This is a genomic window from Streptomyces sp. cmx-18-6 (assembly GCF_046548915.1).
GTDB lineage: Bacteria > Actinomycetota > Actinomycetes > Streptomycetales > Streptomycetaceae > Streptomyces.
Window position 1 is genome coordinate 17,101 of record NZ_JAEBEP010000017.1, and the last position, 26,058, is coordinate 43,158.

Below are 26,058 nucleotides of genomic sequence, written 5' to 3' on the forward strand. Positions count from 1 at the left end.
GGGAGCCACCGATGATTCTGCTCCGTCGCCTGCTGGGTGACGTGCTGCGTCGGCAGCGCCAGCGCCAAGGCCGTACTCTGCGCGAAGTCTCCTCGTCCGCCCGGGTCTCGCTCGGTTATCTGTCCGAGGTGGAGCGGGGGCAGAAGGAGGCATCCTCCGAGCTGCTCTCCGCGATTTGCGACGCGCTTGACGTACGGATGTCCGAGCTCATGCGTGAAGTGAGCGACGAGCTCTCGCTCGCTGAGCTGGCCGAGTCGGCAGCTGCCAGTGATCCGGTCCCAGTACCGGTTCGTCCCATGCTCAACTCCGTCTCCGTCTCGTCGGTCGCAGGTGTGCCGTCAGGACGGGTGACCATCAAGGCGCCCGCGGAAGCGGTGGACGTCGTCGCCGCCTGACCGGCGCGCGGCACTGTGCTCGACCGGAGTCCCGGTCGGCCCCTCGGGGGCCGGCCGGGACTTCTGCGTTGCGGACCTCTCCCCGCGTGAGACGGCTCGCATCATGCCGACCAGCGGGCCCGCCATGGCCTGCGTCTCCTCGCGCAGCCCATGGCCCACCGCCCATCTCGCCCATGGTCGCGCCTGACCGCTCCGCCACCGGGTCGGCCAGTTGCCGCCGGGTCGCTGCCGACGCCGTCCCGGCCGGGCGGTGCCGGTTCTTGTTTCGAGACTCTTCTATGTTGACGTCTTTCGATTCAGAGTGCAGGGTTGCATTGATAGATGTCAATGCAACTGATCGGGGAGAACCGTCATGTCCCGTGTCCAGCTCGCGCTCAACGTCGCCGACCTCGAAGCGTCGGTCGCCTTCTACTCCAAGCTGTTCGGCGTCGAGCCCGCCAAGCGCCGCCCCGGTTACGCGAACTTCGCGATCGCCGCCCCGCCGCTCAAGCTCGTCCTCATCGAGGGGGAGCCGGGTGAGGGCACCTGCCTGGACCACCTCGGTGTCGAGGTCGAGACCGCCGAAGAAGTCGCAGCCGCCACCATCCGGCTCAAGGACGCCGGGCTGGCCACGTTCGAGGAGAACGACACGTCCTGCTGCTACGCACTCCAGGACAAGGTGTGGGTCCATGGCCCGGGCAAGGAGCCGTGGGAGGTCTACGTCGTCAAGGCCGACGCCGGTCAGTTGAGCAAGAGCGTCGCCCCGGACGGCGGCACCAGTCGTCCGGGCGAGGGCGTCGCCTCGGACGGTGGCGTCTGCTGCTCCGGCCGGGGCTCGGCGGACGGGGCTGCCGCGCCCGTCCCGGCGGCTGCGGCGGGAAGCCGGCCGCGACCGTGAGGAGGACGCCGCGACGGTGACGAGAGCTTGGCCTTGTCGTGTGTGAGCCACCAGGGAACGGGCAGACGGAGGATGAGGCCAACATGACTGTTTTGTTTCATATGTGCCATCGTGGATGGTGCGCCGAAACGGTCGGTGAAGCGCCTGACGACGGTCGGCGGTACGCCTGACGGATGGGAGATGTGCATGTCTGTGGTGAAGAGTCCACTGTCCGAGAGCGATCTCAAGCTCGTCGGAGGAGCGCTGCAAGGCGCCTTGGTCGATCTGGTCGACCTCTCCCTCGTGGCCAAGCAGATCCACTGGAACGTGGTCGGCCCGCGCTTCCGGTCCGTGCACCTTCAGCTCGACGATGTGGTCGCCACGGCCCGGCAGCACTCCGACACGGTCGCCGAGCGCGCCTCCGCGATCGGGGTCAACCCGGACGGCCGCTCCGCGACCGTGGCCAAGGAGACCGCGATCGGATCCGTCCCCGAGGGCTGGATCAAGGACACCGACGCCGTGAAGGCGCTGGTGGACGCGCTGGGCGTGGTCATCAACCGGATGCGTGAGCGCATCGAGGTGACCGACGCGCCGGATCCCGTCACCCAGGACATCCTGATCTCACTGACGGCAGACCTCGAAAAGCACGCCTGGATGTTCCAGGCCGAAAGTGCCTGAGCGGAAGGAACCGACATCGTGACTGGTGACAACGCCATGGACAAGCTCAAGGGCAAGGGCAAGGAGGCCGTCGGCAAGCTGACCGGCGACCGCCGCAAGGAGTCCGAGGGCAAGGCCGACCAGACCAAGGCCGCGGCCAAGGACAAGGTCGACGAGGCCGGCGACCGCGCGAAGGGCGTCACGGACTCGCTGCGCAACGACAGCGACAAGTAGCAGCCGCCGCCGGCAGGCAGCGCCTGCGCGCCCTGCCGCCCGCCCTGAGCACCCGGTTCCCCCGGCTGCCTGAGCAATGCCGAGTGCCCCCGCCGACTTCCGGCGGGGGCACTCGGCACGCTCGGGCCCGTGTGCGTCGTCGGCAGGGTGCTTGGGCGGTGCTTCCGGCGCGGGCTCTGGATGCAGCGGGATCGCTGCCAGGGGAAACTGCCCGAAAGGACGTCGGCCGCAGGAGGGCAGCCATGGGACGGCGATGGGTGCCGGCGCTGACCCTCGGCGGGCTGTGGTGGTGGGCGGTGCTGCGGCTGGTGCTGCAACCGGAGCAGGCCGGTGTGGTGGAGGGCGCGGTGGCGGCGGGCGGCTGGGGGCTGAGCCTGCTGCCGGTCCATGTGGCGTCGGTGGTTGCCGCGCCGGGGGCGGTGGGGCGGGGGCGGCTTGCGGCGGGGATCACCAGGGCATGGCGACGCCGCCGTTCGGACGCAGGATCTGGCCGGTGGTGAAGGCCGACGCGTCGGACGCCAGATGCAGCACGGTGTGGGCGACGTCCTCGGGTTCGCCGACCCGGCCCAGGGGAGAGATCCTCGCCATCGTCGCCTCCGTTCGCTGCCGCCGGTCCGCTTCGTGTCCGTCCGCTCCGTGCCGGGTGGTCATCGGTGTACGGATCCAGCCCGGCGCGACGGCGTTCACCCGTATGGCGTGAGGGCCCAGTTCGGTGGCGAGGGTCTTCGTGAGCTGGACCACGGCCGCCTTGGCCGCGCTGTAGCAGAGCAGACCCGCGCTCGCGGAGTCCACGGCGCCGGACGCCATCGTGACCAGCGAACCCGGTGCGGAGCGGGCGATCATGGAGCGTGCCACCTCCTGGCAGGCGTACAGCACCCCTGAGAAATTGACCGCCAGCACCCGGTCCAGGTCCTCGTCCCGCGTCTCCAGGACGCCGCTGGTGTGCATGATCCCGGCCGCGGCGACCAGGATGTCGAGCTCTCCCGCCGCCCGGACGGCCGCACGGACGCGCTCGCGGTCGGTGACGTCGAGCGGGTGGGTACGGGCCGTGCCGCCCGCGCTGGTGATCACCTCGTACGTCCGGCGCAGGCCCGTCTCGTCGCGGTCCGCGCAGTGCACCGTGGCTCCGGCCTCGGCGAGCAGTACGGCGCTCGCCCGGCCGATACCGCTCGCCGCGCCGGTGACGAACGCGGAGCGGCCCGTGAGGTCGTACGCGGAGAGGGGCATGACGGGACCGTACGGCGGTATCTGACGGGTCGTCAACCAGTAGGCGGACCCTTCGACGTCTACGGTGTCGGGCCCGGGTGTCTAGGGGGTCGGGCCCGACTGGCAGGACGGACACCAGTACGTGGGCCGGTCCTCCTCGTCGACTTTGCGGATCGGGGTGCCGCAGCGCAGACAGGGGCGGCGGACTCGCCCGTAGACGTACAGCGGCTCCCGCACCCGGAGGGCCGGGAGGGGCCTTCCCCGGGGCGTGGGGTCCGGAGCGGCCGGGCGGGGGCGGCGTTCGGCGCGGATGGTCGTGGTGCGGGTGGGGCGGGTCCGGTTGGCTTCGAGGAGCGTGTGGGCCAGGGCGACCAGCCGGGGGAGGGCGCCCTCGGGAAGCGCGCCCACGGGGAGCCAGGGGGTGACGCGGGCCAGGAAGCACAGCTCGCACTTGTATACGTTGCCGATGCCGGCGAGATTGCGCTGATCCAGGAGGGCTTCGCCGAGGGCGCGTTCCGGGGCGGCGAGCAGTCGCTCCACGGCGAGGGCGGGGTCCCAGTCGGGGCCCAGCAGGTCCGGCCCGAGATGGCCCACGGCCTTGCTCTCGTCGCTGGTGCGCAGCAGTTCGAGCACGGGGAGCCGGTAGCCGACCGCGGTGTGGTCGCTGTTGGCGAGGACGGCGCGGATCTGGTGCCCCGGGCCGCCGCGCCAGCGCTCGCCCGGTGCGTACACCCGCCAGGCTCCGTCCATCCGGAGGTGGCTGTGCAGGGTGAGGCCGCCCTCGATGCGGGTCAGCAGGTGCTTGCCGCGTGCGGTGACGTCGAGGACCGTACGGCCGGTCAGGTCGGCTGTGGCGAACCGGGGGACGCGCAGGTCGGCGTGGGTCAGGACACGCCCTGCCAGCGCTGTGTGCAGCCGGGCGGCGGTCTGGAGGACGGTGTCTCCTTCGGGCATGCCTCCATGATGGGTGCGGCGGCGCTCGGGCGGGTGCGGTCGGGCCGGTGGGGCGCGGTGGATCGGGTGCGGTGGCTGTGGTTGGTGCGGGCGGGACTAGGGGCGGTGGGATGCGGTCGGGCGCGTGCTGGGCCCGACCGGGGACGGGGAGGTGGGGTGCGGTCCGGCCTGGTGGGGTTCGGTGGGCTCAGGCCCGCAGGCGCAGGCCCCTCGGGGTGGCGAGGAAGCCGGCCGACTCCAGGGTTCGGCCCAGCGGGGAGGTGAGGGACGAGACGCCGTTCGTCCGCTCCACCGTCACGGTGCCGAGCACACCCCCGCGCGCCGCCGCGGCCAGCGCCTCCGCCGCCGCTCGGAGCGCCGGGGCTTCGGGGTCCGGCGGCCAGGCGAGCAGGGTCTTGCCGCCGCGCTCCATGTAGAGGGTGAGCTCGCCGTCGACGAGGACCACCAGCGCCCCCGCCTTGCGGCCCGGTTTGTGCCCGGCGCCGTCCGGGGCCTCCGGCCAGGGCAGGGCTGCGCCGTACGCGTTGGCGGGGTCGGCCGCGGCGAGCACCAGGGCCTGGGGCGCGGTGCCGGGATCCCGGCGGTCGCGGGTCGTGGAGGCCGCCCGCAGCCGGTCCACCGCCCCGTCCATCGCGAACTGGGCGGCCCCCAGGCCCTCGACCACATAACCCCGCCGTGCCTGGCCGCTGTCCTCGAAGGCGGCCAGGATGCGGTACGTCGCGGAGAAGCCGCCCTCCACCCCTTCGGCCTGCACCGCGCCGCGGGTCACCACCCCGTGCCGGTCGAGGAGGGTGCGGGCCAGGGCGTGGGCGCGGTGGGTCGGTTCCGCTTCGCGTGGGGGCAGCAGGGACCAGCGGCCCGAGACCGTGGGAGGGCCCGTGCGGGACGCGGGCCGGGCGGCCGCGGTGAGGGAGCCGTACCGCCCGCGCGGCACGCTGCGCCGGGCACGGTGGGCGGTGGAGCCGGCCGTCCGCCCGGACCCCAGGAGCGAGCGGAGCGGGGCGAGGGTGTCGTTGGTGAGCCGTCCGGACCAGGTCAGGTCCCAGAGGGCGTCGGCGAGCTGCTGGCTGGTGCAGTCCGGGTGGGTGGTGGCCCGGACCTGGTCGGCGATCTGCCGGAAGAAGAGGCCGTAGCCGCCGGAGAGGGCGGTGAGCAGGGACTCGTGGAGCGCTGACAGCTCCAGTGGGTGCGGGGCGGGCAGGAGCAGGGGTGCGCTGTCGGCGAGATAGAGGGAGATCCAGCCGTCCTTGCCCGGCAGCGCCCCCGCCCCGGCCCAGACGACCTCGCCCGTGGTCGTCAGCTCGTCGAGCATCGCCGGGGTGTAGCCCAGGACCCGGCTCGGCAGGACCAGCTTCTCCAGGGCCGAGGCGGGAACGGGCGCTCCCTGGAGCTGTTCGACGGCGCGGACCAGTCCGTCGATGCCCCGCAGACTGTGGGAGCCGAAGTGCTGCCACTGCGGGAGGAAGGACGCCAGCGCCGCGGGCTCCACCGGCTCCAGCTCCTGGCGGAGCGCGGCCAGCGAACGGCGGCGCAGCCGGCGCAGCACCGTGGCGTCGCACCACTCCTGGCCGATGCCCGCCGGGTGGAACTCGCCCTGCACGGTCCTGCCGGAGGCGGCGAGCCGTTGCAGAGCGCCGTCCGTGACGGCGGTGCCCAGCCCGAACCGCTCGGCGGCCCGGGTGGCGGTGAACGGGCCGTGCGTCCGCGCGAAGCGGGCGAGGAGGTCGCCGAGGGGGTCTTTCACCGGCTCGGTGAACGCCTCGGGCACGCCGACCGGCAGCGCGGTCCCCAGGGCGTCGCGCAGCCTCCCCGCGTCCTCGACGGCCGCCCAGTGGTCGGCCCCGGCGATCCGGACCTGGATCGCCCGGCGGGTCGTCGCCAGCTCCTGCGCCCAGGACGGCTCGGCCCCCCGCTCGGCCAGCTCGGCGTCGGTGAGGGGCCCCAGGACGCGCAGGAGGTCCGCGACCCCTTCGACGTCCTTGATCCTGCGGTCCTCGGTGAGCCACTGGAGCTCGCGCTCCAGCTCGGTGAGGACCTCGGGGTCGAGGAGCTCGCGCAGCTCCGCCTGGCCCAGCAGCTCCGCGAGGAGGTGGGAGTCGAGGGAGAGCGCGGCCGCCCGCCGCTCGGCGAGCGGCGAGTCGCCCTCGTACAGGAACTGGGCGACGTAACCGAACAGGAGGGAGCGGGCGAACGGCGAGGGCTCCTGGGTGGTGACCTCGACCAGCCGGACCCGGCGCGCCTCCAGGTCACCCATCAGTTCGGTGAGCCCGGGGACGTCGAAGACGTCCTGGAGGCATTCGCGGACGGCTTCCAGGACGATCGGGAACGAACCGAATTCGGACGCCACCTGGAGCAGCTGGGAGGCGCGCTGGCGCTGCTGCCAGAGCGGGGTGCGCTTGCCGGGGGAGCGCCGGGGCAGCAGCAGGGCGCGCGCCGCGCACTCGCGGAACCGGGCGGCGAACAGCGCCGAGCCGCCGACCTGGTCCGTGACGATCTGCTGCACCTCGCCCTGGTCGAAGACGACGTCGGCGGCCCCGACCGGAGGCTGCTCGCTGTCGTACCCCACGCTTCCGAAGGCCGGTCCTTCCGCCCCCGAAGCCCCGGTGTCCCCGGCGTCCGGGGTCTGGGGGGCGTCGAAGTCGAACAGGTCCAGGCCCATCATGTCGGCGTCGGGGAGCCGCAGCACGATGCCGTCGTCGGCGTGCATGACCTGGGCGTCCATCCCGTACCGCTCACCGAGGCGGGCGGAGAGGGCGAGCGCCCAGGGTGCGTGCACCTGGGCGCCGAAGGGGGAGTGCACGACGACGCGCCAGTCGCCCAGCTCGTCCCGGAACCGCTCGACCAGGATCGTCCGGTCGTCCGGGACATGACCGCAGGCCCGGCGCTGCTCGTCCAGATAGGCCAGGATGTTCTCCGCGGCCCAGGCGTCGAGTCCGGCGGCGAGCAGCCGCAGCCGGGCGTCGTCCGCGGAGAGCGCGCCGATCTCCCGGAGGAACGCCCCCAGCGCGCGGCCGAGCTCCAGCGGGCGGCCCAGCTGGTCGCCCTTCCAGAACGGCAGCCGCCCCGGAACGCCGGGCGCCGGGGACACCAGCACCCGGTCGCGGGTGATGTCCTCGATCCGCCAGGACGTGGTGCCCAGGGTGAAGACGTCGCCGACGCGGGACTCGTAGACCATCTCCTCGTCCAGCTCGCCGACCCGGCCGCCGCCCTTCTTCGGGTCCGCCCCGGCCAGGAAGACGCCGAAGAGGCCGCGGTCCGGAATGGTGCCGCCCGAGGTGACGGCGAGCCGCTGCGCGCCGGGGCGGCCCGTGACCGTACCGGCGATCCGGTCCCACACCACCCGGGGGCGCAGCTCCGCGAAGGCGTCGGAGGGGTAGCGCCCGGCGAGCATGTCGAGCACGGCCGTGAACGCCGACTCGGGGAGCGAGGCGAACGGGGCGGCCCTGCGGACCAGGGCCAGCAGGTCGTCCGCCTGCCAGCTGTCCAGGGCCACCATGGCGACCAGCTGCTGGGCGAGGACGTCCAGCGGGTTGGACGGGATGCGCAGCGCCTCGATGGCCCCTTCGCGCATCCGCTCGGTGACGACGGCGGCCTGCACCAGGTCGCCGCGGTACTTCGGGAAGACCACTCCGGTGGAGACCGCGCCCACCTGGTGCCCGGCCCGGCCCACCCGCTGGAGACCGGAGGCGACGGAGGGCGGGGACTCGACCTGGACCACCAGGTCGACCGCGCCCATGTCGATGCCCAGCTCCAGGCTGGAGGTGGCCACCACGGCGGGCAGCCGGCCCGCCTTGAGGTCCTCCTCGACCTGCGCCCGCTGCTCCTTGGAGACCGAACCGTGGTGCGCGCGGGCCAGCAGGGGCGGCGCGCCCCGGCCCGCCCCGGACTGGGCCATGATCTCGGCGGGGGCGTGCGCCTCCGGCAGGGCGGGGACCTCCAGCAGGTCCGGGGCGGGGTCGTCCGGGTCGAAGGCGGTGCCGGTGGCCCGCTCGTACGCGATCTCGTTGAGCCGGTTGCACAGCCGCTCCGCCAGCCGCCGGGAGTTGGCGAAGACGATGGTGGAGCGGTGCGACTGGACGAGGTCGGCGATGCGCTCCTCCACATGCGGCCAGATCGAGGGCTTCTCCGCCTGGGCGGCGTCCCCGTCGGTGGCGGGCGAGCCGCCCAGCTCGCCCAGATCCTCGACCGGGACGACCACCGAGAGGTCGAACTCTTTCGTGGACGGGGGCTGGACGATCTCCACCTTGCGCTGGGGCGACAGGAAGCGCGCCACCTCCCCGACCGGCCGGACCGTCGCGGAGAGCCCGATCCGCCGGGCGGGCCGGGACAGCAGCTCGTCCAGGCGCTCCAGGGACAGGGCGAGATGCGCGCCGCGCTTCGTACCGGCGACCGCGTGCACCTCGTCGAGGATCACCGTCTCGACGCCCGCGAGCGCGTCCCGCGCGGAGGACGTGAGCATCAGGAACAGCGACTCGGGCGTGGTGATCAGGATGTCCGGCGGCCTGGTCACCATGGAGCGCCGCTCGGCGGGCGGGGTGTCACCGGACCGGATGCCCACCCGCACCTCGGGCTCCGGCAGGCCCAGGCGCACCGACTCCTGGCGGATGCCGGTCAGCGGGGAGCGCAGATTGCGCTCCACGTCGACCGCCAGCGCCTTGAGCGGGGACACGTACAGCACACGGCAGCGCTTCTTCGCCTCGGCGGGCGGCGGACCGGCGGCCAGCCGGTCCAGCGAGGCGAGGAACGCGGCCAGCGTCTTCCCGGACCCGGTCGGCGCGACCACCAGCACGTCACTGCCCTCGCCGATGGCCCGCCAGGCGCCCTCCTGCGCGGCGGTGGGCGCGCTGAAGGCTCCGGCGAACCAGCTGCGGGTCGCGGGCGAGAAGGCGTCGAGAGCTGAGCCGGTCATGCCCCCCATCGTGCACCCCGCCACTGACAACGGGCCCGCGACACCGCACGGCCGGCCCCCTCACCCCGAGACACACGGCCCTCACCTGCGAGAATGGCGGCATGGCGGGAGCAGGTGGCACGGAGGAATGGGCGCGGCACTGGCAGTACGCGGAGCTGCCCGACCTCGATCTGCTGCGCGCCAGGTACGTCCGCCACACGTTCCCCCGGCACAGCCACGAGGGGTACGTGTTCGGCGCGGTCACGCGCGGGGTGGAGGACGTGGGGCTGCCGGGCGGCACGGTGCACGCGGTTCCGGGCACCGTGGTGATGATCAACCCGGAGGTGCCGCACACCGCCCGCCCCGGGCAGCCGGAGGGCTGGGCGTACGACACGCTGTACCCCTCCGCCCAGGTGATCAACGACATCGCGGCCGAGGTGACGCCCCTGCGCGGCACGGTGGGTTTCGCCGAGGCACGGGTGACCGACCCGTACGCCGCCCGGCTGATCACCGAGGTGCACCGGGCCGCCGAGGAGGGCAACGCGCTGTCGGCCGACAGCCTGTTGCGGGTCCTGGTCGCCCGGCTCCTCGACCGGCACGGCAGCCCCCTGCCCAGCGCGCGGCCCCGGACCGGGAGTGCGCGCGACGCCGAACGGGCCCGCGCGGTGCTGGAGGGGCGGATGGCGGGGCCGCCCACCCTGGAGGCGCTCGCCGCCGAGCTGGACACCAGCCCGTTCGCGCTGCTGAGGGCCTTCAAGAAGGAGTACGGCATGCCGCCCCACACCTGGCTCACCGACGCCCGGGTGCGGCGGGCCAGGCGGCTGCTCGACGCGGGCGTCGCTCCCGCGGATGCCGCGGCCGCAGTGGGATTCACGGATCAGCCGCACCTCAACCGGCACTTCACCCGGATCGTGGGGGTGCCGCCCGGCGCGTACCAGCGCGAGCGGGGTGTTTACCGGCGCGGGCGGGACGTGTCCTAGGGACGACGTGTCGACGACGTGTCCCGGAAGCGGCTGCTGAAGGCTCGTGAGTGGCTTCTGGGCGGCTCCTACGGACGACGTGAGCGTGCAAGAACGTACAAGACCGGGCCCGAACCGTCCCCGTAACGTGCGGCGTGTGGCAGAACAGACAGCACCTCCTGATAGCGCCGGAGCGACCGGTGCCATATCCGCGTCCGCCGGGCCTCCGCCGCCCGGCCCGGCGACGGCCGACGCACGGCCGGGCAAGCCGGACGCCGCCGTCGTCCGGGACGCGCTCGGCGTCGGCATCGCCGTAGGGCTCTCCGGTTTCGCTTTCGGGGTCACCGCCGCCGGCTCCGGCCTCAGCCTGCTCCAGATCTGCGCCCTGAGCCTCCTCGTCTTCACCGGCGCCTCGCAGTTCGCCCTGGTCGGCGCGCTGGCCGCAGGCGGCAACCCGTACACGGCGGCGGCCGGAGCCTTCTTCCTCGGCGTCCGCAACGCCTTCTACGGCCTGCGGCTCTCCCAGTTGCTGGCGCTTCCCCGCGCGGTGCGCCCGGTCGCCGCGCACTGGGTCATCGACGAGACCACCGCCGTCACCCTCGCCCAGCCCACCCGGCGAGCGGCGCGCATCGGCTTCACGGTTACCGGGCTCACCCTGTACGTGCTGTGGAACCTCACCACCCTGGTGGGTGCGATGGGGGCCGAGGCGCTGGGCGACACCGACGCCTGGGGCCTCGACGCGGCCAGCCCCGCCGTCTTCCTCGCGCTGCTCGCACCGATGCTCAAGAGTGCCGTCGAACGTGTCACGGCAGGGCTCGCCGTGCTGCTGGCCCTGACGTTGCTGCCCGTCCTGCCGGCCGGCGTGCCGGTCCTGCTGTCCGCGCTCGCGGCGCCCGTCGTGCTCTTTCTCATGGGGCGGAACCAGAAGAAGGCAACTCGGGTGAAGACCGCTCAAGAGAAGGCAACTCCGAAGGGGAAGGGTGAGCGGCACTCATGAACGTCTGGATAGCCATCGGCCTGACCGTGGCAGGCTGCTACCTCGCCAAGCTCCTGGGCCTGCTGGTGCCCGCGGGGGTGCTGGAGCGGCCCCTCGTGCAGCGCATGGCCGCCCTGCTGCCAGTGGCGCTGCTGGCCGCCCTCACCGCACAGCAGACCTTCGGCGACGGGCAGCAGATCGTCCTCGACGCACGGGCCGCAGGGCTCGCCGCCGCGGGGCTCGCGCTGGTCCTGCGCGCCCCCTTCCTGGTGGTCGTCGGCGCGGCGGTCGTCGTCACGGCGGGCGTGCGCGCGCTGGGCTGAGGACGGGCCGAGGGGCCGGTCCCGTCAGCCCGGCGGAGGACCGGAGGCCGGTCCCGTCAGCCCAGTGGACGGCCGTAGGACCGCAACGTCTCCAGGGCCCTGAGCGTCACCAGGGGCCGCCCCTCCAAGGCGGTGCCCGGCGCCCACTGCCGCCAGTTCACCGGCCACCCGCCGTCCTCCTGCTGCTCGGCCGCCAGATGGTCGAGCGAGCGCTCCAGCTCCTCGTCGGTGAACCAGCGGCGGGCCAGGGACGTCGGCGTACGGGCGTAGTCGTGCGGGAAGTGGTGCTCGCTCGGCGCGTAGCCCGCCGCCACCGGGTACTCCGCCCGGCGCGACGGATCCAGCACCGCGAGCCGCTGTTCGCGCACCAGCCGGCCGAGCCGGTCCGCCGCCCGCTCGGCACGGAGCCGGTCCGGCACCCCGTCCAGGAAGGCCACCGCGGCCTCGATCTCGTACGGGTGGGACCGGGCCAGGACGTCGACGGCACTCCAACAGAAGTCCGTCGCCCGGAACAGCCAGGCGTGCCACACCTGATTGCGGTGCAGCAGGCCGACGATCGGGCCGGTGGACAGCAGTTCGGCCGGAGGGTCGTCGACGATCGGGATGAACGGTGCGGCGGGATAGCCGCGTTGCGAAGGGAGCAGTGCGGGCAGCGCGCCTTCTTTTGTCGACACGTCGCTCAGGTATCGGCAGATCCGCTCCGCGCGCGGTCCGTCGCAGCGGCCGATCGCATCGAGAACGCTGAGCGCGTGGGCGGTGTGCAGCGGTTGGCTGACCGGACCTCGGAGATCGGGCTCCAGCGCGTGGCCGTAGCCGCCGTCCTCGTTCCGGTAGGCGGCGAGCGCCGTCTCGACGGGGTCCGGATCGCCGTCGAGGAAGCGATGGGCGAACCTCCGCTGTTCGAGGACCCGGGCCGTGAGCCAGATGAAGTGCTCGGCGCGGGCGAGGGGATGTGCTCCGGTTCCAGCCATGGACCGACCGTAGAGGGGAAAGAGGCCCTGGCACATGCCCGGCGGACCGGCTGCACTCTCAGGAGCGCGATACTGGTGGCATGCGGTTGACGATTTTCTGGGAGCGGATGGCGGACCACTTCGGTGCGGTGTACGCGGACTCCTTCGCCCGTGACCATGTGATGGCCGAACTCGGCGGCCGTACGGTGCACCAGGCGCTGGACGCCGGCTGGGACGCCAAGGACGTCTGGCGTGTGGTCTGCGCTTCCATGGACGTCCCCGCCGACAAGCGCTGACGGCCACAGGTCTGCTTGTCGACGAGCGCTGACGTCCTCGGATGTCTCGGCCGATGAGCGCTGACGTTCACGGGTTCCCTCCCGACGAGCGTTGACGTCCATGGATGCCCCGCCGGTGAGCGCTGATGTTGACGAGCCTTCCCGCCGACGCGCGGCGCCCCGGTCACCGCCCGACCGGGGCGGGGAACCGGCTGTCAGTGGCGTAGGCGAGACTTGTCCCGTGTCATCGACAGACGAGACCGCCCCGGACCAAGCCTCCACCACCCCGCCCGTCCCGCCGACCGCGCCTCCCGCGCCGCCGTCCGGTACGGGACCCGCGGCCCGCATGCCCGCCTGGCTGCCGCGCGCCCTGGTGCTGGCCCTGGCTCTCTACGGCTGTTTCCAGATCGGCAGCTGGGCCTTCGACCAGCTCATCGGGCTGCTGACCAACGTGCTGATCGCGTTCTTCCTCGCGCTCGCCATCGAGCCGGCGGTGGGCCGGATGTCGGCCCACGGCATGCGCCGCGGGCTGGCCACGTTCCTGGTCTTCATCGGCCTGCTGATCTTCGGCATAGGGTTCGTCGTCCTGCTGGGATCGATGCTCGCGGGCCAGATCGTCACCATGGTCGACGACTTCCCCAAGTACATCGACTCGGTGATCAATTGGGTCAACCAGACCTTCCACACCGATCTCTCACGGGTCGAGGTCCAGGACAGCCTGCTGCACTCCGACTGGCTGCAGAAGTACGTCCAGAACAGCGCGACCGGGGTGCTCGACATCTCCACCACCGTCCTCGGCGGGCTGTTCCGGCTGCTGACGATCTTCCTGTTCTCCTTCTACTTCGCGGCGGACGGGCCCCGGCTGCGGCGCGCGCTGTGTTCCGTACTGCCGCCGTCCCGGCAGACCGAAGTGCTCCGCGCCTGGGAGATCGCGGTCGACAAGACCGGCGGATACATCTACTCGCGCGGCTTGATGGCGCTCATCTCCGGCGTCGCGCACTACATCCTGCTGGTCGTCCTCGGCGTGCCCTACGCCCCGGCGCTCGCGGTCTGGGTGGGACTGGTCTCCCAGTTCATCCCCACCATCGGCACGTATCTCGCGGGCGCCCTGCCCATGCTGATCGCCTTCACGGTCAACCCCTGGTACGCCCTGTGGGTGCTCGGATTCGTCGTGGTCTACCAGCAGTTCGAGAACTACGTCCTCCAGCCCAAGCTGACCGCCAAGACCGTCGACATCCACCCGGCGGTCGCCTTCGGCTCCGTGGTCGCGGGCACGGCTCTGCTGGGCGCGGTCGGCGCGCTGATCGCGATCCCCGCCGTCGCCACGCTCCAGGCGTTCCTCGGCGCGTACGTGAAGCGGTACGACGTCACCGACGACCCCCGGGTGCACGGCGGCTCCCGTCGACTGCGCGGGGAGTCGCTGCTCTCCCGGATACGTCGCGGGCTGCTCGGCCCTGGCCGCGGCGCGGGCCCCCGAGGGGCTGGAGGAGCGGACGGCGCACCCGGCGGGACGCTGCCGAGCCGCACCGAGGGCTGACTCCCGCGCCGAGGCGACGGGGGTGACTTCCGCGCCGACCGGGGCGACCGCGACGACTTCCGCGCCGATCGCCCGGGCCGGTCGCTGACGGACCCGTGACCTGCACCGTCGCGCGGGCGCGCACGGCTTCCCACGGCTTCCCACGGCCCCTCAGAGTCCGATCTGCGAGCCGATCTCGGTACGGGACGACACCCCCAGCTTCCGCAGGGCGCGTGCCACATGGTGCTCGACCGTCCGGTGCGACAGGACCAGCTCCCGCGCGATCTCGCGGTTCGAGAGGCCGAGCGAGGCCAGCCGGGCCACCGCCGCCTCCCTCGGCGAGAGGTGGTCGCCGTACCCCAGCGCGCCGGGCCGGCGGACGGTGACGAGGCCGTGGTCGCGCAGCCCCCTTTGACAGCGCAGCACGTCCCATACGGCGTCGAGGTCCTGGTAGGCCGCGATCGCCTCGTGCAGAACAGTGCGCCCGTCCGCGGCTCCGGCGGCCAGCAGCGTGCGCCCCCACGCCTCTGTGACGTACGCCGCTTCGTAGGGCCGCTCCAACGCCGCCCAGGCTTCCCCGGCCGCCGCGTACAGCGGCTCGGCCCCGGCCGCCGTCGCTCCGCCGTTCGCCCCGCCCGCCGCCCCGCCGTTCGCGGTCTGCGGGGCGGCGGGCGGGGCGGTGAGCAGCGCCCGACAGGTCAGCAGGGCGGCATGGGCGGCCGGTGCGTCCCGGTCGGTGATCCCCTCGGCCAGCTCCCCGACGAGGCGGCGGGCCTCCTCGGGCCGGCCGTACCGGATCAGCGCCTCCACGGCCTGGGGGGCCAGGGGCGTCGCCCAGACCCAGGCCCCCGTACGGCGGAGGTGGCGCAGAGCCCCTTCCATCGCCTGGACGGCCTGCGGGGGGCGGTCGGCGGCCAGATGGACGCGCACCGCGGCGGCCGCGGCGGAGGTCAGCACGATGCCGGTGTCCAGGGCGGTCGTGTCGACGGCCCTCTCCAGGAGGCGACGCGCCACATCCGTCTGCCCCTTGGTGTGCAGGCGCAGCAGCCCGCAGACCAGGAGGGCCTCCGCGTGGAAGTCGGGGACGTCCCGGTACTGCTCCTCGGCGCGTTCGGCCCGCTCCAGCAGCCCTGTCCACCGGCCGCCGGTGAAGGCGGTGATCAGGTCCGTGGTCTCGACGAACGCCTGGAGATAGGGGGCGTGGTTCGTGCGGAGGGCCTGCCGGGCGCGGGTCTGGAAGGCCCGGGCCCGTTCCGGGTGGCCCAGGGCCGTGGCGGCCCCCGCCAGATTGGCGTGCACCCTCGCCGCCGCCTCGCCGGTGAGGGTGGCGGGCAGATCGGCCACGGCAGCCCGGGCCGACGGGTCGCCCATCAGGGCCAGGGCGGTGGCGCGGTTGACCAGCACGGTCGAACGGAGGTCCTCGTCGTCGATCTGTGGCAGCAGCCGTTCGGCCTCGGCCAGCAGACGCCGGTGCTCGCCGACCGGCCAGCCCTTGAGGGAGGGGATGGCGATGATCGCCAGCGCCCGTGCGGCCTGCCCCGTCGACACGGCGAGGAGATCGGGAACCGCGCGCGCTATCTCCTCCAGCGCCTCAAGACCGGAGCCCGACTGGTTGCGCAGCAGCAGGCCCAGGAGCAGGCGGATCTCACCGCTCGGTCCGGGGCCCAGGGAGCACTGGTCGAGTACCTGTCGCAGGGCGGCGGGCACGCGCGGGCCGGGCCGGGCGTTCAGCGCGACGCGCGCCAGCTTCAGCGCGAGCCGGTCGCGGACGGCGGCCGAGGGGCCGCCGCGCAGGGCGTCGAGGTAGTGGGCCGTGGCGGTACCGGCGTCCCCGCCCCTCGCCGCCCGGTCCGCCGCCGCCTCCAGACAGCGCACCGCCTGCGAAGAGCGGCCGCCCAGGCGGTAGTGCTCGGCGATCCGCACCAGCGGGAACGGACTGGTCTGCCGGGCGAGGGCGCGCGCCGCACGCAGGTGCAGGACGGGCCGTTCGGGTTCGGCGACCGCCTCGTACGCGGCCGTGCGCGCCAGGTCGTAAGGGAAGGCGTACGAGCCGCCGTTCGCTCCGACGACGCCTTCTTTCAGAGCCGCGGCGAGCGCGCTGCGGGTCGCCTGCTCGTCCAGCCCCGCGACGGCCCCCAGCAGATGTACGGGAGCGGGCTCACCGAGCACCGCCGCCGCGGCGACCACCTGCCGCGCGTCCGAAGGAAGGTGACGCAGCCGCCCCGCCACCCCACGGCGTACGGACGGAGGCAACGGGGGTTCGGGCGTCCCCGCTGTCCCGGCGAGGCACCCCGTGGAGCCGGGCCACCCGCGTACCAGCTCCTCGATCACGTAGGGCAGGCCCCCCGTCCACCGGTGCAGGCGGGCGGCGTACTCCTCCGGGACCGACCGCGCACCGGCCAGGCCGGCGGCCAGCGCACCGGTCTCCGCCGCCGACAGGGGGGCGACGTGACGCTCGACCACCGTGGTGTGGCCCGGCGGTCGCAGCGGGAAGGGAAGCGGGCCGGCTCCCTCGCCGGACTCGGCGGAGCTGCGCGCGGTGAGCACGAGGCCCAGGTGCGGCGGCGGGTCGGAGATCATCGTACGGAGGAAGTCACGGGTGCCCTCGTCAGCCCACTGGAGGTCCTCCACGGCCAGTACGACCCTCCCCAGGGACGCTGTCAACGCGCTCAGGGCCCGCAGCACGCGGTGGCGTTCGGCGGGCGGATCGCCCAGTGGGGGCGGAGCGGGCGGCAGGCGGTCCGCGAGCTCGGGCAGCAGCCCGCGCAGGGCCCCGGTCACCGGTGTCAGGTGCGTCGGAAGGGGCTGGCAGCGGCTCAGCGCCTCGATGAGCGGCGCGAACGGGAAGGGGGCGTCCGACTCCTGGCAGCGGGCGAGGAGAGCGACGGATCCCGGCGACGGCGTCCGTGCGAGAAGAGCGGCAGGGCCCGGCGACGGTGTGCGTGCGAGGAGTTCGCGCACCAGCCGGCTCTTGCCCACCCCCGCCTCACCGGTGATCACCACGACGGCGGGCCGGCGGTCGAGCTGTGGGCACAGGTCGTCCAACAGCGCGGAGCGCCCGATCAGGACGCCGGAGGCAGGGGTGGGCGGGTCGGCGTTCACGGCTTCCTTCCGCACCCGTGGGCAGCATGGGCATGACGGGCGGGCGGTTCGGCCGGGCCGCCCGGCGGCCTCATGATGGCTCTTCGCGACGGTGGTGGAAAGGGGCGCGACGGTGGGGAATGAGGAGTGACGCCTGCGGCGCATGTGCGGGCGCCGCAGACGTCCCCCCCATCGGCCGGTGAGGTACGCGGAGAGATCTCACCGGCCGGATTCACCGGGGTCCACCAGGGTTCGGGACCATGGACCACCGGCGGTCCGGAGGAATCCTCCCGGAAGTGCGCGGGAAGGCGGCGGCACTCCCGGGCCCGGTCAGAACTTCAGCGACCAGGAGTTCAGCGTGCCGGTGTCGTTGACCCAGTTGTCGCTCACCCGCAGCTTCCAGGTCCCGTCCGCGGGCTTGGCGGCGGCGTTCACGGTGTACGTTCCGCGCACGTCGTCGGCGCTGTCGTTGGCGTTGTAGTCCTTGAGCCGGAAGACGCCGCCGTCAGGGGCGACCAGGTCGACCCGCAGGTCGCCGCGGAAGGTGTGCCGGATGTCGACCGTGACGGACAGCGTCGCGGGGGCGTTGCCCGTGACGCCGCTCACGGTGATGGGGGCCTCGACGGTCGCGTTGTCCCGGATCGGGTAGCCGATGGTGTTCTCGAAGGTCTTGCCGGTGGGCGGAGGCGTGGTGCCGTCGTTCGGGACGTACAGCAGGCGGTTGGGCGAACCGGTCTTGGCGTCGGTCACCTTGTTCGGGGTGGCGTCGGCGATCAGCCGGTCGTGGACCTGCTTGGGCGTCCAGGACGGGTTGGCGGAGAGCAGCAGGGCCGCGGCACCCGCGACGTGCGGGGACGCCATGGAGGTGCCGCCGTCGGACCGGGAGCCGGTGTCGTTCTGGTGGGAGGCGGAGACGATGTCGGAGCCGGGGCCGAACAGGTCCAGGCAGGTGCCGTGGTTGGACGACTTGCCGCTCGGCCAGATCGACCGGGCGTCGCGGCTGTCGGTCGCGCCGACCGTCACCGCGCTCGGCACGGCCGCCGGGGAGGTGTTGCAGGCGTTGGCCCCGTCGTTGCCCGCGGCGACGACGTAGGTGACGCCGGAGGCGATCGACTTGGCCAGCGCGTCGTCCACCGAGGACGTCCGCCCGCCGCCGATGCTCATGTTGGCGACCGCGGGCTTGACCGCGTTCTTCGTCACCCAGTCGATCCCGGCCAGCACCGGGGCCCAGGTGGAGCCCGAGGAGCCCTGGCAGTTCAGGACCCGTACGCCCACGAGCTTCACGGCCTTCGCGACGCCGAACGTCGCGCCGCCGACCGTGCCCGCCACGTGAGTGCCGTGCCCGTTGCAGTCCTGGGCGACGGAGTCGTTGTCTATGAAGTCGTAGCCGCTGACCGCCCGGCCGCCGAACTCCCGGTGCGAGGTGCGTATCCCGGTGTCGAGCACATAGGCCGTCACATTGGAGGCCGTGTTGGGGTACGTGAACTTCCGGTCGCCCGGCAGGTCACGCTGGTCGATGCGGTCCAGGCCCCAGGTCGGGTCGTTCTGGGTGTCCAGGGCGTACGCGACGCCGTCCGCCTCCACCCGTGCGACGGAGGGATCGGCGGCCAGACGCCGGGCCTGCCCCTCGTCCGCCTTCACGGAGAAGCCGCGCAGCGCGGCGGTGTAGGTGTGACCGACCTTGCCGCCGTGCCGCCCGGCGAGGGATCTCGCCGTCCTGTCGACATCGCCCCGGGCCACCGAGTCCTTGAGGGTGACGATGTACGCGCCCGGCACCGCGCCGGCGCGGTCGGCGCCCAGGATGCGGCCTTCGCCGGGCGGGGGCGTGGGCGCCGCTCCGGCCGTACTCGCGCCGGCGATCAGCGCGCCCACGGCACACGCGGCAGTGGCGATACGCCACACCGCAGCTTGAGACACCATGCGATTCCTCCTGAGGGGTTGGCCGGACCGGCTGCGGTCCGGCAGGGACCGTGCCCGGTGAGCACCGGGCACGGCCGAAGGAAGGGGCACGGCGGCGGCTCCTGACGGTGGGACATCGTTCTCGTACGGCGGATGCCGAGCTTGGGGGGCCTGGCGGATGCACGAGGGGCGGAGCCACCGCCACCTCAGGAAGAATCGAGCCCTGGGGGCAGGTCGAACAATGCGTAGGAGTACCCAACCGTTCCGGGGCCGGCCCACGATGCGGAACGAACAAGGGCTGTGACCGGCGAGGGAGTTGGCCGCGTGGCCGCGCCCAGGGGGAGGGGCCGACGCGCAGGGGTTCGACGCCCCCCGGCTCCCGCCTCCTCGACGCCGCACTCGACCGCCGGGCTCGCAACACCCGGCGGCGGAGCAGCCACCTCGCGAGTCCTTCCCCGCACGTCGCCGGCGATCAGGAGATCGCCGAGCGCATCCGGTGGCCCGGGGGCCGATGGCACGTGGTCACAGATCGGTGACACGGGGCAATGGGTCGAGCGGCCCGCGTGGTGCGCTTGACACCGAAATCGAACATCCATTCTCATGGATTCCGGCCGGGTTTCTCCGGGCCGGACCGTGGAGTTGTCCACAGGCCGGGAGGACGTCGAGGCCCATTGTCAGTGGCAGGGGTTAGCGTCATTGACGTGAAGCGATCGACTCAAGCAAATCGGGTGGAACCCATGGCAGGAACCGACCGCGAGAAGGCGTTGGACGCCGCACTCGCACAGATTGAACGACAGTTCGGCAAGGGCGCGGTGATGCGCCTCGGCGAGCGGCCGAACGAGCCCATCGAGGTCATCCCCACGGGGTCGACCGCCCTCGACGTCGCGCTCGGCGTCGGCGGTCTGCCGCGCGGCCGCGTGGTGGAGGTGTACGGACCGGAGTCCTCCGGTAAGACGACGCTGACGCTGCACGCCGTGGCGAACGCGCAGAAGCTCGGCGGTTCGGTGGCGTTCATCGACGCCGAGCACGCCCTCGACCCCGAGTACGCCAAGAAGCTCGGCGTCGACATCGACAACCTCATCCTGTCCCAGCCGGACAACGGTGAGCAGGCCCTCGAGATCGTCGACATGCTGGTGCGTTCCGGCGCCCTGGACCTGATCGTCATCGACTCCGTCGCGGCCCTGGTGCCCCGTGCGGAGATCGAGGGCGAGATGGGCGACTCGCACGTGGGTCTCCAGGCCCGTCTGATGAGCCAGGCCCTCCGCAAGATCACCAGCGCGCTGAACCAGTCCAAGACCACCGCGATCTTCATCAACCAGCTCCGCGAGAAGATCGGAGTGATGTTCGGCTCCCCGGAGACGACGACCGGTGGCCGGGCCCTGAAGTTCTACGCCTCGGTGCGCCTCGACATCCGCCGGATCGAGACGCTGAAGGACGGGACCGACGCGGTCGGCAACCGCACCCGCGTCAAGGTCGTCAAGAACAAGGTCGCCCCGCCCTTCAAGCAGGCCGAGTTCGACATCCTCTACGGCCAGGGCATCAGCCGTGAGGGCGGCCTGATCGACATGGGCGTGGAGCACGGCTTCGTCCGCAAGGCCGGCGCTTGGTACACGTACGAGGGCGACCAGCTCGGCCAGGGCAAGGAGAACGCCCGTAACTTCCTCAAGGACAACCCCGATCTCGCCAACGAGATCGAGAAGAAGATCCTGGAGAAGCTGGGTGTCGGTGTCCGGCCGGAGGCCGCGTCCACCGAGCCGGCCGCGGACGGGGCGGCGCCCGAGGGCGCGGCGGCGGACGGTGCGGCGAAGCCGGTGACGGCCGCGGCCGCCAAGGCGAAGCCGGCCAAGACCGCGGCGGCCAAGAGCTAGGCCGTGACACGTCGTACGGAGTGGCCGGGAAGCCCCGAGGAGCCCGGCGGCGGCCCCGAATTCGTGGACGGACCCGATGGCGGGTCCGCCTTCGAGCCGGGGACCGGTCGCCCGGGGCGGTCCGGGCGCCGCTCACGCGGGGGAGCGGGCTCGGGCGGCGGGTTCGGCGAAGGAGCGGGCCGCCGCGCCCGCTCCGGCACCAGGAGCAGCGGCTCCCCCTCTTCGTCGAGGGCCGAGAAGGGGGAGTCGCCTGACCAGCGGGACAAGGGGGAGCCGCGCGATCCGGTCGAGCAGGCGCGCAACATCTGTCTGCGCCTCCTCACCGGTACGCCGCGGACGCGCAAGCAGCTCGCGGACGCCCTGCGCAAGCGGGAGATCCCGGACGAGGCCGCCGAGGAAGTCCTCGCGCGCTTCGAGGACGTCGGGCTGATCGACGACGCGGCGTTCGCCGGGGCATGGGTGGAGTCCCGGCACCACGGCCGGGGGCTCGCCCGTCGCGCCCTCGTCCGTGAGCTGCGCACCAAGGGCGTCGAATCGTCCGTGATCGATGACGCGGTCGGGCAGCTCGACGCCGAGCGGGAGGAGGAGACGGCCCGGGAGCTGGTGGCCCGCAAGCTCCGCTCCACCCGGGGCCTGGACCGCGACAAGCGACTGCGCCGCCTGGCGGGAATGCTCGCCCGCAAGGGATACGGGGAGGGCATGGCCCTGCGCGTGGTCCGCCAGGCGCTGGAGGAGGAAGGCGAGGACACGGAGGGCCTCGACGAGCCTTTCTGAAGAAGAGGGACGAGCCCCTTTCCGGGGAGGAGGGGCGAGCCCCCTCCGAGGACGGCGAAGGAGTGGCGGGGGCGGCGGGCGGCGCGGGGGAGCCGGGGAAGCGGTCGGGACCGCCGGTCAGTGTCCGGCCAGGGACGCGCGGCGGGCGGCGGCGTCGACGAGGGCCAGCGCGTCCGCGGCGGTGCGACCGGGGGCGCGGTTCCAGGGGCCGATCAGCCCCGGCCACCCGTGGGAGCGAAGCTCGGTGATCAGCCAGGCGCCGGCTCGGTCCACGGTGGCGGGGGAGCCGTAGCCGAGCCGGTGCGCGGTGATCATCGCACCGCAGATGCAGCGGGCCCCACGGGCGTTGCGCAGCCGGTACGGGGTGTTCTGCCAGCCCCACTCGGTCAGGATCTGCCGTGCGTAGCCGAGGTGGACGGAAGGTCTCACATCGGCCTGCCCGACCCGCCGCCAGGCGTGGACGCGGTCGGGGAGGACCGCCCCCAGCCGGCCGGGGAGCGGGCGCTCGGGGGGAGGCGCTGTCGGCAGCGCCCGTAGCGAGTCCTCGATGAGCCGGTCGACGGGGACGGACAGCAGGCTCCGCCAGTCGGCGGGCCGGTCCGGAGCCGGGGGCCGCGCGCGGGCCGGTTCCGGGTGCTCCGCCGGGGAGGGCGCGGGCTCGGGGGCGGTGCGCTCCCACCCCGAGACGATCTGCTGCCACGCCTGTGTGTCGTGCAGCCGGGACGCCTGGGCGTCGAGCCGGTCGGGGGTGAGGACAGGGGTCGCCATGGGTGCGTCATCTCCGTACATTTCGGTCCTCTGTATGAGGCGAATGTCGGTCGCGCACAGCGTTGGCTCTACTGGAATGCGGCGTTCGGGTGCGTCCTGCCACCCTGGAGCGGGCGCGTCCCCCTCAGAAGCGGGTCAGCGGCCGGTCGGAAGCGAACCAGAAGCAAGGGAGGGGGTGGCCACGTCACGCCCGTGGCCACCCCCTCCCCCTGAAGCCCGGCGTCAGCCGCCGGAGTCGGTGCCGGCCCCGTCATCGGAGCCGGGGGCCTCGGCCGGGGCCACCACCGGGAGCCCTGCCGCGCGCCACGCCTGGAAGCCGCCGATCAGGTCGGTGGACCGGTGCAGCCCGAGCTGGCGCAGCGACGCCACCGCGAGGCTCGACGCGTACCCCTCGTTGCAGATGACGACGACCGGGAGGTCGTGGCTCACCGCCTCGGCGGCGCGGTGGCTGCCCTGCGGATCGAGCCGCCACTCCAGTTCGTTGCGCTCCACGACCAGCGCGCCGGGGATGAGCCCGTCCCGCTCCCGGAGGGCCGCGTACCGGATGTCCACCAGCAGCGCCCCGCCCGTCGCCGCCGCGGCCGCCTCGCGCGGGCCGATCCGGTCGTAACCGGCCCGGACCCGCTCCAGCAGCTCGTCGATGCCCACCCGCTCCGAGGCGTCCGCCCGCTCCGAGGCGCCTGACCGTTCTGTGGCGTCCGCCCGCTCCGTGGTGACCAGCCGCTCCGCAGCGCCCACGCGGTCAGCCCCGGCCCGGTCGTCGTCGCTCACTGCCAGTCCTCCGGGCTCTCGGTCTGCTCCAGGCGGAGGACCGCGCCCGTGCGGCTGAACCGGCGGATCCGCGGCAGCGGCGGGTAGTACGCGTGGACGGAGACGGCATGCACGCTGTCGGACTCGTTGAGGACCTCGTGCACATGGTTCTGCCCGAAGGCCCGGCCCTGACCGGCCGCCAGCACCCGTGACCGGTCCACCCCTTCGTTCAGCTCCAGGGTCTTCCAGCCGTCGGTGGGCAGCCGTACGGCCAGCGAGTGCTCCTTGAGGGCGCCGGACGCGGTGGTGAAGGCGCCGACCGAGTCGGCGTGGTCGTGCCAGCCCGTCCCGGTCCCCGGCGGCCAGCCGATCAGCCAGGCTTCGCTGCCACCGGGCCCCTCGAGCCGGACCCAGGTACGGCCCTCCGGATCGAGCGGGAGCGAGGCGATGAGGGCCGGGTCCTCGGCGGCGCGGCGCACGAAGTCGAGCAGCTCCGCGACCGTGGGGCCGGGGGAGGCGGCACGGGCCGACCCGACCCGCGCGGAGACAGTGGGAGCGGAGGCCCCGGCAGCGGCGGGAGGAGGGGGCGAAGCGGCGGGGGAGGGCACGGAAGCAGCCGAGAGCACGGCGGGAGAGCCAGCCGTGGGTACGGCGGGAGAGGGGGAAGACACGGAGACCGTCCTGAGGGTTCGCGCGAAGTCCCGGCCGTGCGGAAAACGGCACGGACCGGCAGAGGAGGGCGATTCAGCAGGACGGGCGACACACGCAGCCCGCGTAACGGAGGAGGTCCATATGGACCCTCCGCCACAGGCGCACATCGGTGTCGGTCATGATCTGGAGTACACCATGCGCGCCCTTGAGGGTCAATTGATCCTGGCGGTCCGGTCGGCGTGAACCCGCTCGCGGGGCCCCGGCGCGCGCGCCGTCCCCCGCCGGCCCGCGCCGCCCTCCCCGTCCTCGCGCTCCGTCGCGCCGGAGTCCGAGTCCGAGTCCGAGTCGGACCCCGACTCGGAGCCGGAGTCGGCCGACGCCCCCGGCGCACTGCCCAACGCCGCACGCGCGGCGGCGAACAGCTCGGCGGGCCGTACGCCGGCGAAGGCGGCCACCAGGTGTCCGTCCGGCCGCACCAGCAGGACGGTATGGGCCGATGCGCCCGGATAGCTCTCCGTGACCAGCAGTTCCGCCGTGACCGGCAGCGCCTCCACGGCTTCCACGAGGCGCGGCATGATGCCGGCGGTCAGCCAGTGCCGCCGGTCCCACACCCCGGTGCCGGGTGCGACCAGGATCACCAGAGGGTGTCCGCGCCCGAGCCGTTCGCGCAGCCGTACCGCCGTCCCGTCCGGCGCGGTCACCCGTACATCGGTGACCGGCGCACCGGGGGGCGTGCCCACCGTCGTGTGCGCCTCGGCGTGCGGTGGTGCGAGGGGGGAGTACGCGTACGAAGGGGGCGCGCCGAGAGCGCCACACCCCAGGTGGCCATCGGCGAGCAGGGTGTCGTGGCCCCGCGCCGCGCCCGGTACCAGTGTCCGCAGCCCGCCGCCGCCCCGCAGTATCGGCAGGGACTGATCGGCGGCGCGCAGCCGGGCGGCCACGGCGGCCCGGCGTTCGGCCTGGTAGCTGTCGAGCAGCTGGTCGCCGCCGCTGTGGTGCCAGGCGTGGGCGAGCTTCCACGCCAGGTTCTCGGCGTCCCGGATCCCCTCGTCAAGACCCTGGGTCCCGAGCGCCCCCAGCAGATGCGCCGCGTCACCCGCCAGAAAGGCCCGCCGCACCCGCCAGCGCCGGGCGAGGCGGTGGTGCAGCGTGTGGACGCCGGTGTCCAGCAGCTCGTACGGCGGGGTCTCGCCGCACCAGCCGGCGAGGGTGTCCCGGATGCGCGTGATCAGGGCGTCCGGGGTGACCAGCTCGCCGCGCGGCGGAAGCAGCCAGTCCAGCCGCCAGACGCCGTCCGGCAGCGGCCGCGCGCTGACCTCCTCGCCCCCGGTGCGCCACGGCGGCTGCCGGTGGAGCACGGCCTCGTCCGGCCAGGGCAGTTCGGCCCGCAGTGCGGCGACGGCGTGCCGCTCCACCGCCGTACGACCGGGAAACCGGATCTCCAGGAGCTTGCGCACGGTCGACCGGGCACCGTCGCAGCCGACCAGATAGCTGCCGCGCCACCAGGTCGAACCGGGCCCCTTGGTGTGCACCGTGACGCCGTCGCGGTCCTGCTCCAGGGTGTCGACGCGGCTGAGCGGCACCAGTTCCACCAGCGGAGCCGCCGCGACCGCCGCGCGCAGGGCGGCGCCCAGCGCGTGCTGCGGAACGTGGAGGGGGGCGGGCAGCGGCGACGCGTCCCCGTAACCGGAATCCTCGGCGTCCGCACCCAGCGGCACATCGCGGACCAGCTGCTTCCGCCGCATCGAGCGCCACCCGCTCCACCGCAGCCCGTCGTCGTCCAGGGGGGCGCCGAGGCGCTCCACCAGATCGGCGGTGTCCTCACGCAGCACGACCGTACGGGCGAGACGCGCCTCCTCCGTCCCGGGCCCCTCGTCGAGGAGCACGCTCGGGACGCCCTGGGCGGCGAGGGCCAGCGACAGCGTCAGACCGACGGGTCCGGCGCCGACGACGATCACCGGGTCCACGGCGCGTCTCCTCCGGCCCGTACGGTCGTGCGGAACGTGGCAGGGGAGGCCGGCATGCGGAACGTGGCGGTCGAAGTCGGGTACGTGATCACAGAACGTATGCAACCCATT

Annotated in this window: 23 protein-coding genes; 12 read left to right on the forward strand and 11 right to left on the reverse strand. The window is 73.4% G+C overall.

What is annotated here, in order from left to right; genetic code table 11:
- Positions 1-11 precede the first annotated feature (11 nt).
- The 5 genes from ACLJPL_RS30025 (at position 12) to ACLJPL_RS30045 (ending at position 2,642) form a co-directional block, all read left to right on the forward strand.
- Positions 12-395, forward strand: a complete 384-nt coding sequence (locus ACLJPL_RS30025; RefSeq protein ID WP_003965837.1) for a helix-turn-helix domain-containing protein — start codon at positions 12-14, stop codon at positions 393-395.
- A 352-nt stretch (positions 396-747) separates the two neighbouring features.
- The gene (locus ACLJPL_RS30030) at positions 748-1,272 is read left to right on the forward strand and encodes an ArsI/CadI family heavy metal resistance metalloenzyme (protein WP_411084096.1); all 525 of its coding nucleotides are present in this window, start codon (positions 748-750) and stop codon (positions 1,270-1,272) included.
- Between the two features lie 186 nt (positions 1,273-1,458).
- Positions 1,459-1,929 (forward strand): Dps family protein, encoded by a 471-nt coding sequence (locus ACLJPL_RS30035; protein WP_411084097.1) that lies wholly within the window; start codon positions 1,459-1,461, stop codon positions 1,927-1,929.
- Positions 1,930-1,965: 36 nt separating this feature from the next.
- Complete coding sequence (locus ACLJPL_RS30040; protein WP_411084190.1) at positions 1,966-2,142, forward strand: CsbD family protein; 177 nt, start codon at positions 1,966-1,968, stop codon at positions 2,140-2,142.
- A gap of 242 nt (positions 2,143-2,384) precedes the next feature.
- A complete protein-coding gene (locus ACLJPL_RS30045; protein ID WP_411084098.1) occupies positions 2,385-2,642 on the forward strand; it encodes a hypothetical protein in 258 nt (85 codons plus the stop codon).
- On the opposite strand, the gene ACLJPL_RS30050 is transcribed toward ACLJPL_RS30045, so the two are convergent.
- The 3 genes from ACLJPL_RS30050 to ACLJPL_RS30060 form a co-directional block, all read right to left on the reverse strand.
- The gene (locus ACLJPL_RS30050) at positions 2,590-3,369 is read right to left on the reverse strand and encodes an SDR family NAD(P)-dependent oxidoreductase (RefSeq protein WP_411084099.1); all 780 of its coding nucleotides are present in this window, start codon (positions 3,367-3,369) and stop codon (positions 2,590-2,592) included. The two genes, ACLJPL_RS30045 and ACLJPL_RS30050, sit on opposite strands and share 53 nt — an antisense overlap.
- Before the next feature lie 81 nt (positions 3,370-3,450).
- Positions 3,451-4,302 (reverse strand): Fpg/Nei family DNA glycosylase, encoded by an 852-nt coding sequence (locus tag ACLJPL_RS30055; RefSeq protein WP_411084100.1) that lies wholly within the window; start codon positions 4,300-4,302, stop codon positions 3,451-3,453.
- Positions 4,303-4,489: 187 nt separating this feature from the next.
- The gene (locus ACLJPL_RS30060) at positions 4,490-9,211 is read right to left on the reverse strand and encodes a DEAD/DEAH box helicase (protein WP_411084101.1); all 4,722 of its coding nucleotides are present in this window, start codon (positions 9,209-9,211) and stop codon (positions 4,490-4,492) included.
- 101 nt (positions 9,212-9,312) lie between these two features.
- Here ACLJPL_RS30060 and ACLJPL_RS30065 point away from each other — a divergent pair, with 101 nt between their 5' ends.
- The 3 genes from ACLJPL_RS30065 (at position 9,313) to ACLJPL_RS30075 (ending at position 11,448) form a co-directional block, all read left to right on the forward strand.
- On the forward strand, positions 9,313-10,170 hold the full coding sequence (locus ACLJPL_RS30065; RefSeq protein ID WP_411084102.1) for an AraC family ligand binding domain-containing protein: 858 nt from the start codon (positions 9,313-9,315) through the stop codon (positions 10,168-10,170).
- Positions 10,171-10,306: 136 nt separating this feature from the next.
- Positions 10,307-11,146, forward strand: coding sequence for an AzlC family ABC transporter permease (locus tag ACLJPL_RS30070; RefSeq protein ID WP_411084103.1), 840 nt, complete (start codon positions 10,307-10,309; stop codon positions 11,144-11,146).
- A complete protein-coding gene (locus ACLJPL_RS30075) occupies positions 11,143-11,448 on the forward strand; it encodes an AzlD domain-containing protein (protein ID WP_411084104.1) in 306 nt (101 codons plus the stop codon). Before ACLJPL_RS30070 ends, ACLJPL_RS30075 begins: the two co-directional genes overlap by 4 nt.
- Positions 11,449-11,504: 56 nt before the next feature.
- On the opposite strand, the gene ACLJPL_RS30080 is transcribed toward ACLJPL_RS30075, so the two are convergent.
- Positions 11,505-12,419: a hypothetical protein gene (locus ACLJPL_RS30080; RefSeq protein WP_411084105.1), complete on the reverse strand. Its 915-nt coding sequence runs from the start codon at positions 12,417-12,419 to the stop codon at positions 11,505-11,507.
- An 80-nt stretch (positions 12,420-12,499) separates the two neighbouring features.
- Here ACLJPL_RS30080 and ACLJPL_RS30085 point away from each other — a divergent pair, with 80 nt between their 5' ends.
- Together ACLJPL_RS30085 and ACLJPL_RS30090 are read left to right on the forward strand one after the other, a co-directional pair.
- Positions 12,500-12,694 (forward strand): DUF3046 domain-containing protein, encoded by a 195-nt coding sequence (locus tag ACLJPL_RS30085; RefSeq protein ID WP_411084106.1) that lies wholly within the window; start codon positions 12,500-12,502, stop codon positions 12,692-12,694.
- A gap of 325 nt (positions 12,695-13,019) precedes the next feature.
- Positions 13,020-14,210, forward strand: coding sequence for an AI-2E family transporter (locus ACLJPL_RS30090; protein WP_411084191.1), 1,191 nt, complete (start codon positions 13,020-13,022; stop codon positions 14,208-14,210).
- 150 nt (positions 14,211-14,360) lie between these two features.
- Here the strand turns inward: ACLJPL_RS30090 and ACLJPL_RS30095 are convergent, their stop codons facing one another.
- Both ACLJPL_RS30095 and ACLJPL_RS30100 read right to left on the reverse strand, forming a co-directional pair.
- Entirely contained in the window at positions 14,361-17,291 is a 2,931-nt protein-coding gene (locus ACLJPL_RS30095; RefSeq protein WP_411084107.1) for an AAA family ATPase, read from the reverse strand.
- A 309-nt stretch (positions 17,292-17,600) separates the two neighbouring features.
- On the reverse strand, positions 17,601-19,190 hold the full coding sequence (locus ACLJPL_RS30100) for a S8 family peptidase (RefSeq protein WP_411084108.1): 1,590 nt from the start codon (positions 19,188-19,190) through the stop codon (positions 17,601-17,603).
- A 716-nt stretch (positions 19,191-19,906) separates the two neighbouring features.
- Between ACLJPL_RS30100 and recA the strand changes: the two genes are divergently transcribed.
- Both recA and recX read left to right on the forward strand, forming a co-directional pair.
- Positions 19,907-21,037 (forward strand): recombinase RecA, encoded by a 1,131-nt coding sequence (recA, locus tag ACLJPL_RS30105; protein WP_411084109.1) that lies wholly within the window; start codon positions 19,907-19,909, stop codon positions 21,035-21,037.
- A gap of 3 nt (positions 21,038-21,040) precedes the next feature.
- Positions 21,041-21,811 (forward strand): recombination regulator RecX, encoded by a 771-nt coding sequence (recX, locus tag ACLJPL_RS30110; RefSeq protein ID WP_411084110.1) that lies wholly within the window; start codon positions 21,041-21,043, stop codon positions 21,809-21,811.
- Positions 21,812-21,928: 117 nt separating this feature from the next.
- Here the strand turns inward: recX and ACLJPL_RS30115 are convergent, their stop codons facing one another.
- The 5 genes from ACLJPL_RS30115 to ACLJPL_RS30135 all read right to left on the reverse strand — a co-directional run bounded on the left by ACLJPL_RS30115 (position 21,929) and on the right by ACLJPL_RS30135 (position 25,947).
- Positions 21,929-22,579 carry a hypothetical protein gene (locus tag ACLJPL_RS30115; protein ID WP_411084111.1) on the reverse strand — a complete coding sequence of 217 codons (651 nt, stop codon included), beginning with the start codon at positions 22,577-22,579 and terminating at the stop codon, positions 21,929-21,931.
- Between the two features lie 222 nt (positions 22,580-22,801).
- Positions 22,802-23,227, reverse strand: coding sequence for a rhodanese-like domain-containing protein (locus ACLJPL_RS30120; RefSeq protein WP_411084192.1), 426 nt, complete (start codon positions 23,225-23,227; stop codon positions 22,802-22,804).
- Between the two features lie 119 nt (positions 23,228-23,346).
- Positions 23,347-24,000 carry a cysteine dioxygenase gene (locus ACLJPL_RS30125; RefSeq protein WP_411084112.1) on the reverse strand — a complete coding sequence of 218 codons (654 nt, stop codon included), beginning with the start codon at positions 23,998-24,000 and terminating at the stop codon, positions 23,347-23,349.
- Positions 24,001-24,073: 73 nt separating this feature from the next.
- Positions 24,074-24,160: a putative leader peptide gene (locus ACLJPL_RS30130; protein WP_311307652.1), complete on the reverse strand. Its 87-nt coding sequence runs from the start codon at positions 24,158-24,160 to the stop codon at positions 24,074-24,076.
- Between the two features lie 32 nt (positions 24,161-24,192).
- The gene (locus ACLJPL_RS30135; protein ID WP_411084113.1) at positions 24,193-25,947 is read right to left on the reverse strand and encodes an FAD-dependent monooxygenase; all 1,755 of its coding nucleotides are present in this window, start codon (positions 25,945-25,947) and stop codon (positions 24,193-24,195) included.
- Positions 25,948-26,058 lie beyond the last annotated feature (111 nt).

Excerpts from the sequence above, each read along its gene's own strand:
- recA (WP_411084109.1), top strand. The coding sequence starts at position 19,907 with ATGGCAGGAACCGACCGCGAGAAGGCGTTGGACGCCGCACTCGCACAG.
- ACLJPL_RS30115 (WP_411084111.1), bottom strand. The coding sequence starts at position 22,579 with ATGGCGACCCCTGTCCTCACCCCCGACCGGCTCGACGCCCAGGCGTCC.
- ACLJPL_RS30065 (WP_411084102.1), top strand. The coding sequence starts at position 9,313 with ATGGCGGGAGCAGGTGGCACGGAGGAATGGGCGCGGCACTGGCAGTAC.
- ACLJPL_RS30090 (WP_411084191.1), top strand. The coding sequence starts at position 13,020 with ATGCCCGCCTGGCTGCCGCGCGCCCTGGTGCTGGCCCTGGCTCTCTAC.
- ACLJPL_RS30060 (WP_411084101.1), bottom strand. The coding sequence starts at position 9,211 with ATGACCGGCTCAGCTCTCGACGCCTTCTCGCCCGCGACCCGCAGCTGG.
- ACLJPL_RS30130 (WP_311307652.1), bottom strand. The coding sequence starts at position 24,160 with ATGACCGACACCGATGTGCGCCTGTGGCGGAGGGTCCATATGGACCTC.
- ACLJPL_RS30075 (WP_411084104.1), top strand. The coding sequence starts at position 11,143 with ATGAACGTCTGGATAGCCATCGGCCTGACCGTGGCAGGCTGCTACCTC.
- ACLJPL_RS30030 (WP_411084096.1), top strand. The coding sequence starts at position 748 with ATGTCCCGTGTCCAGCTCGCGCTCAACGTCGCCGACCTCGAAGCGTCG.
- ACLJPL_RS30040 (WP_411084190.1), top strand. The coding sequence starts at position 1,966 with ATGGACAAGCTCAAGGGCAAGGGCAAGGAGGCCGTCGGCAAGCTGACC.
- ACLJPL_RS30045 (WP_411084098.1), top strand. The coding sequence starts at position 2,385 with ATGGGACGGCGATGGGTGCCGGCGCTGACCCTCGGCGGGCTGTGGTGG.
- ACLJPL_RS30100 (WP_411084108.1), bottom strand. The coding sequence starts at position 19,190 with ATGGTGTCTCAAGCTGCGGTGTGGCGTATCGCCACTGCCGCGTGTGCC.
- ACLJPL_RS30080 (WP_411084105.1), bottom strand. The coding sequence starts at position 12,419 with ATGGCTGGAACCGGAGCACATCCCCTCGCCCGCGCCGAGCACTTCATC.
- ACLJPL_RS30025 (WP_003965837.1), top strand. The coding sequence starts at position 12 with ATGATTCTGCTCCGTCGCCTGCTGGGTGACGTGCTGCGTCGGCAGCGC.
- ACLJPL_RS30035 (WP_411084097.1), top strand. The coding sequence starts at position 1,459 with ATGTCTGTGGTGAAGAGTCCACTGTCCGAGAGCGATCTCAAGCTCGTC.
- ACLJPL_RS30050 (WP_411084099.1), bottom strand. The coding sequence starts at position 3,369 with ATGCCCCTCTCCGCGTACGACCTCACGGGCCGCTCCGCGTTCGTCACC.
- ACLJPL_RS30085 (WP_411084106.1), top strand. The coding sequence starts at position 12,500 with ATGCGGTTGACGATTTTCTGGGAGCGGATGGCGGACCACTTCGGTGCG.
- ACLJPL_RS30055 (WP_411084100.1), bottom strand. The coding sequence starts at position 4,302 with ATGCCCGAAGGAGACACCGTCCTCCAGACCGCCGCCCGGCTGCACACA.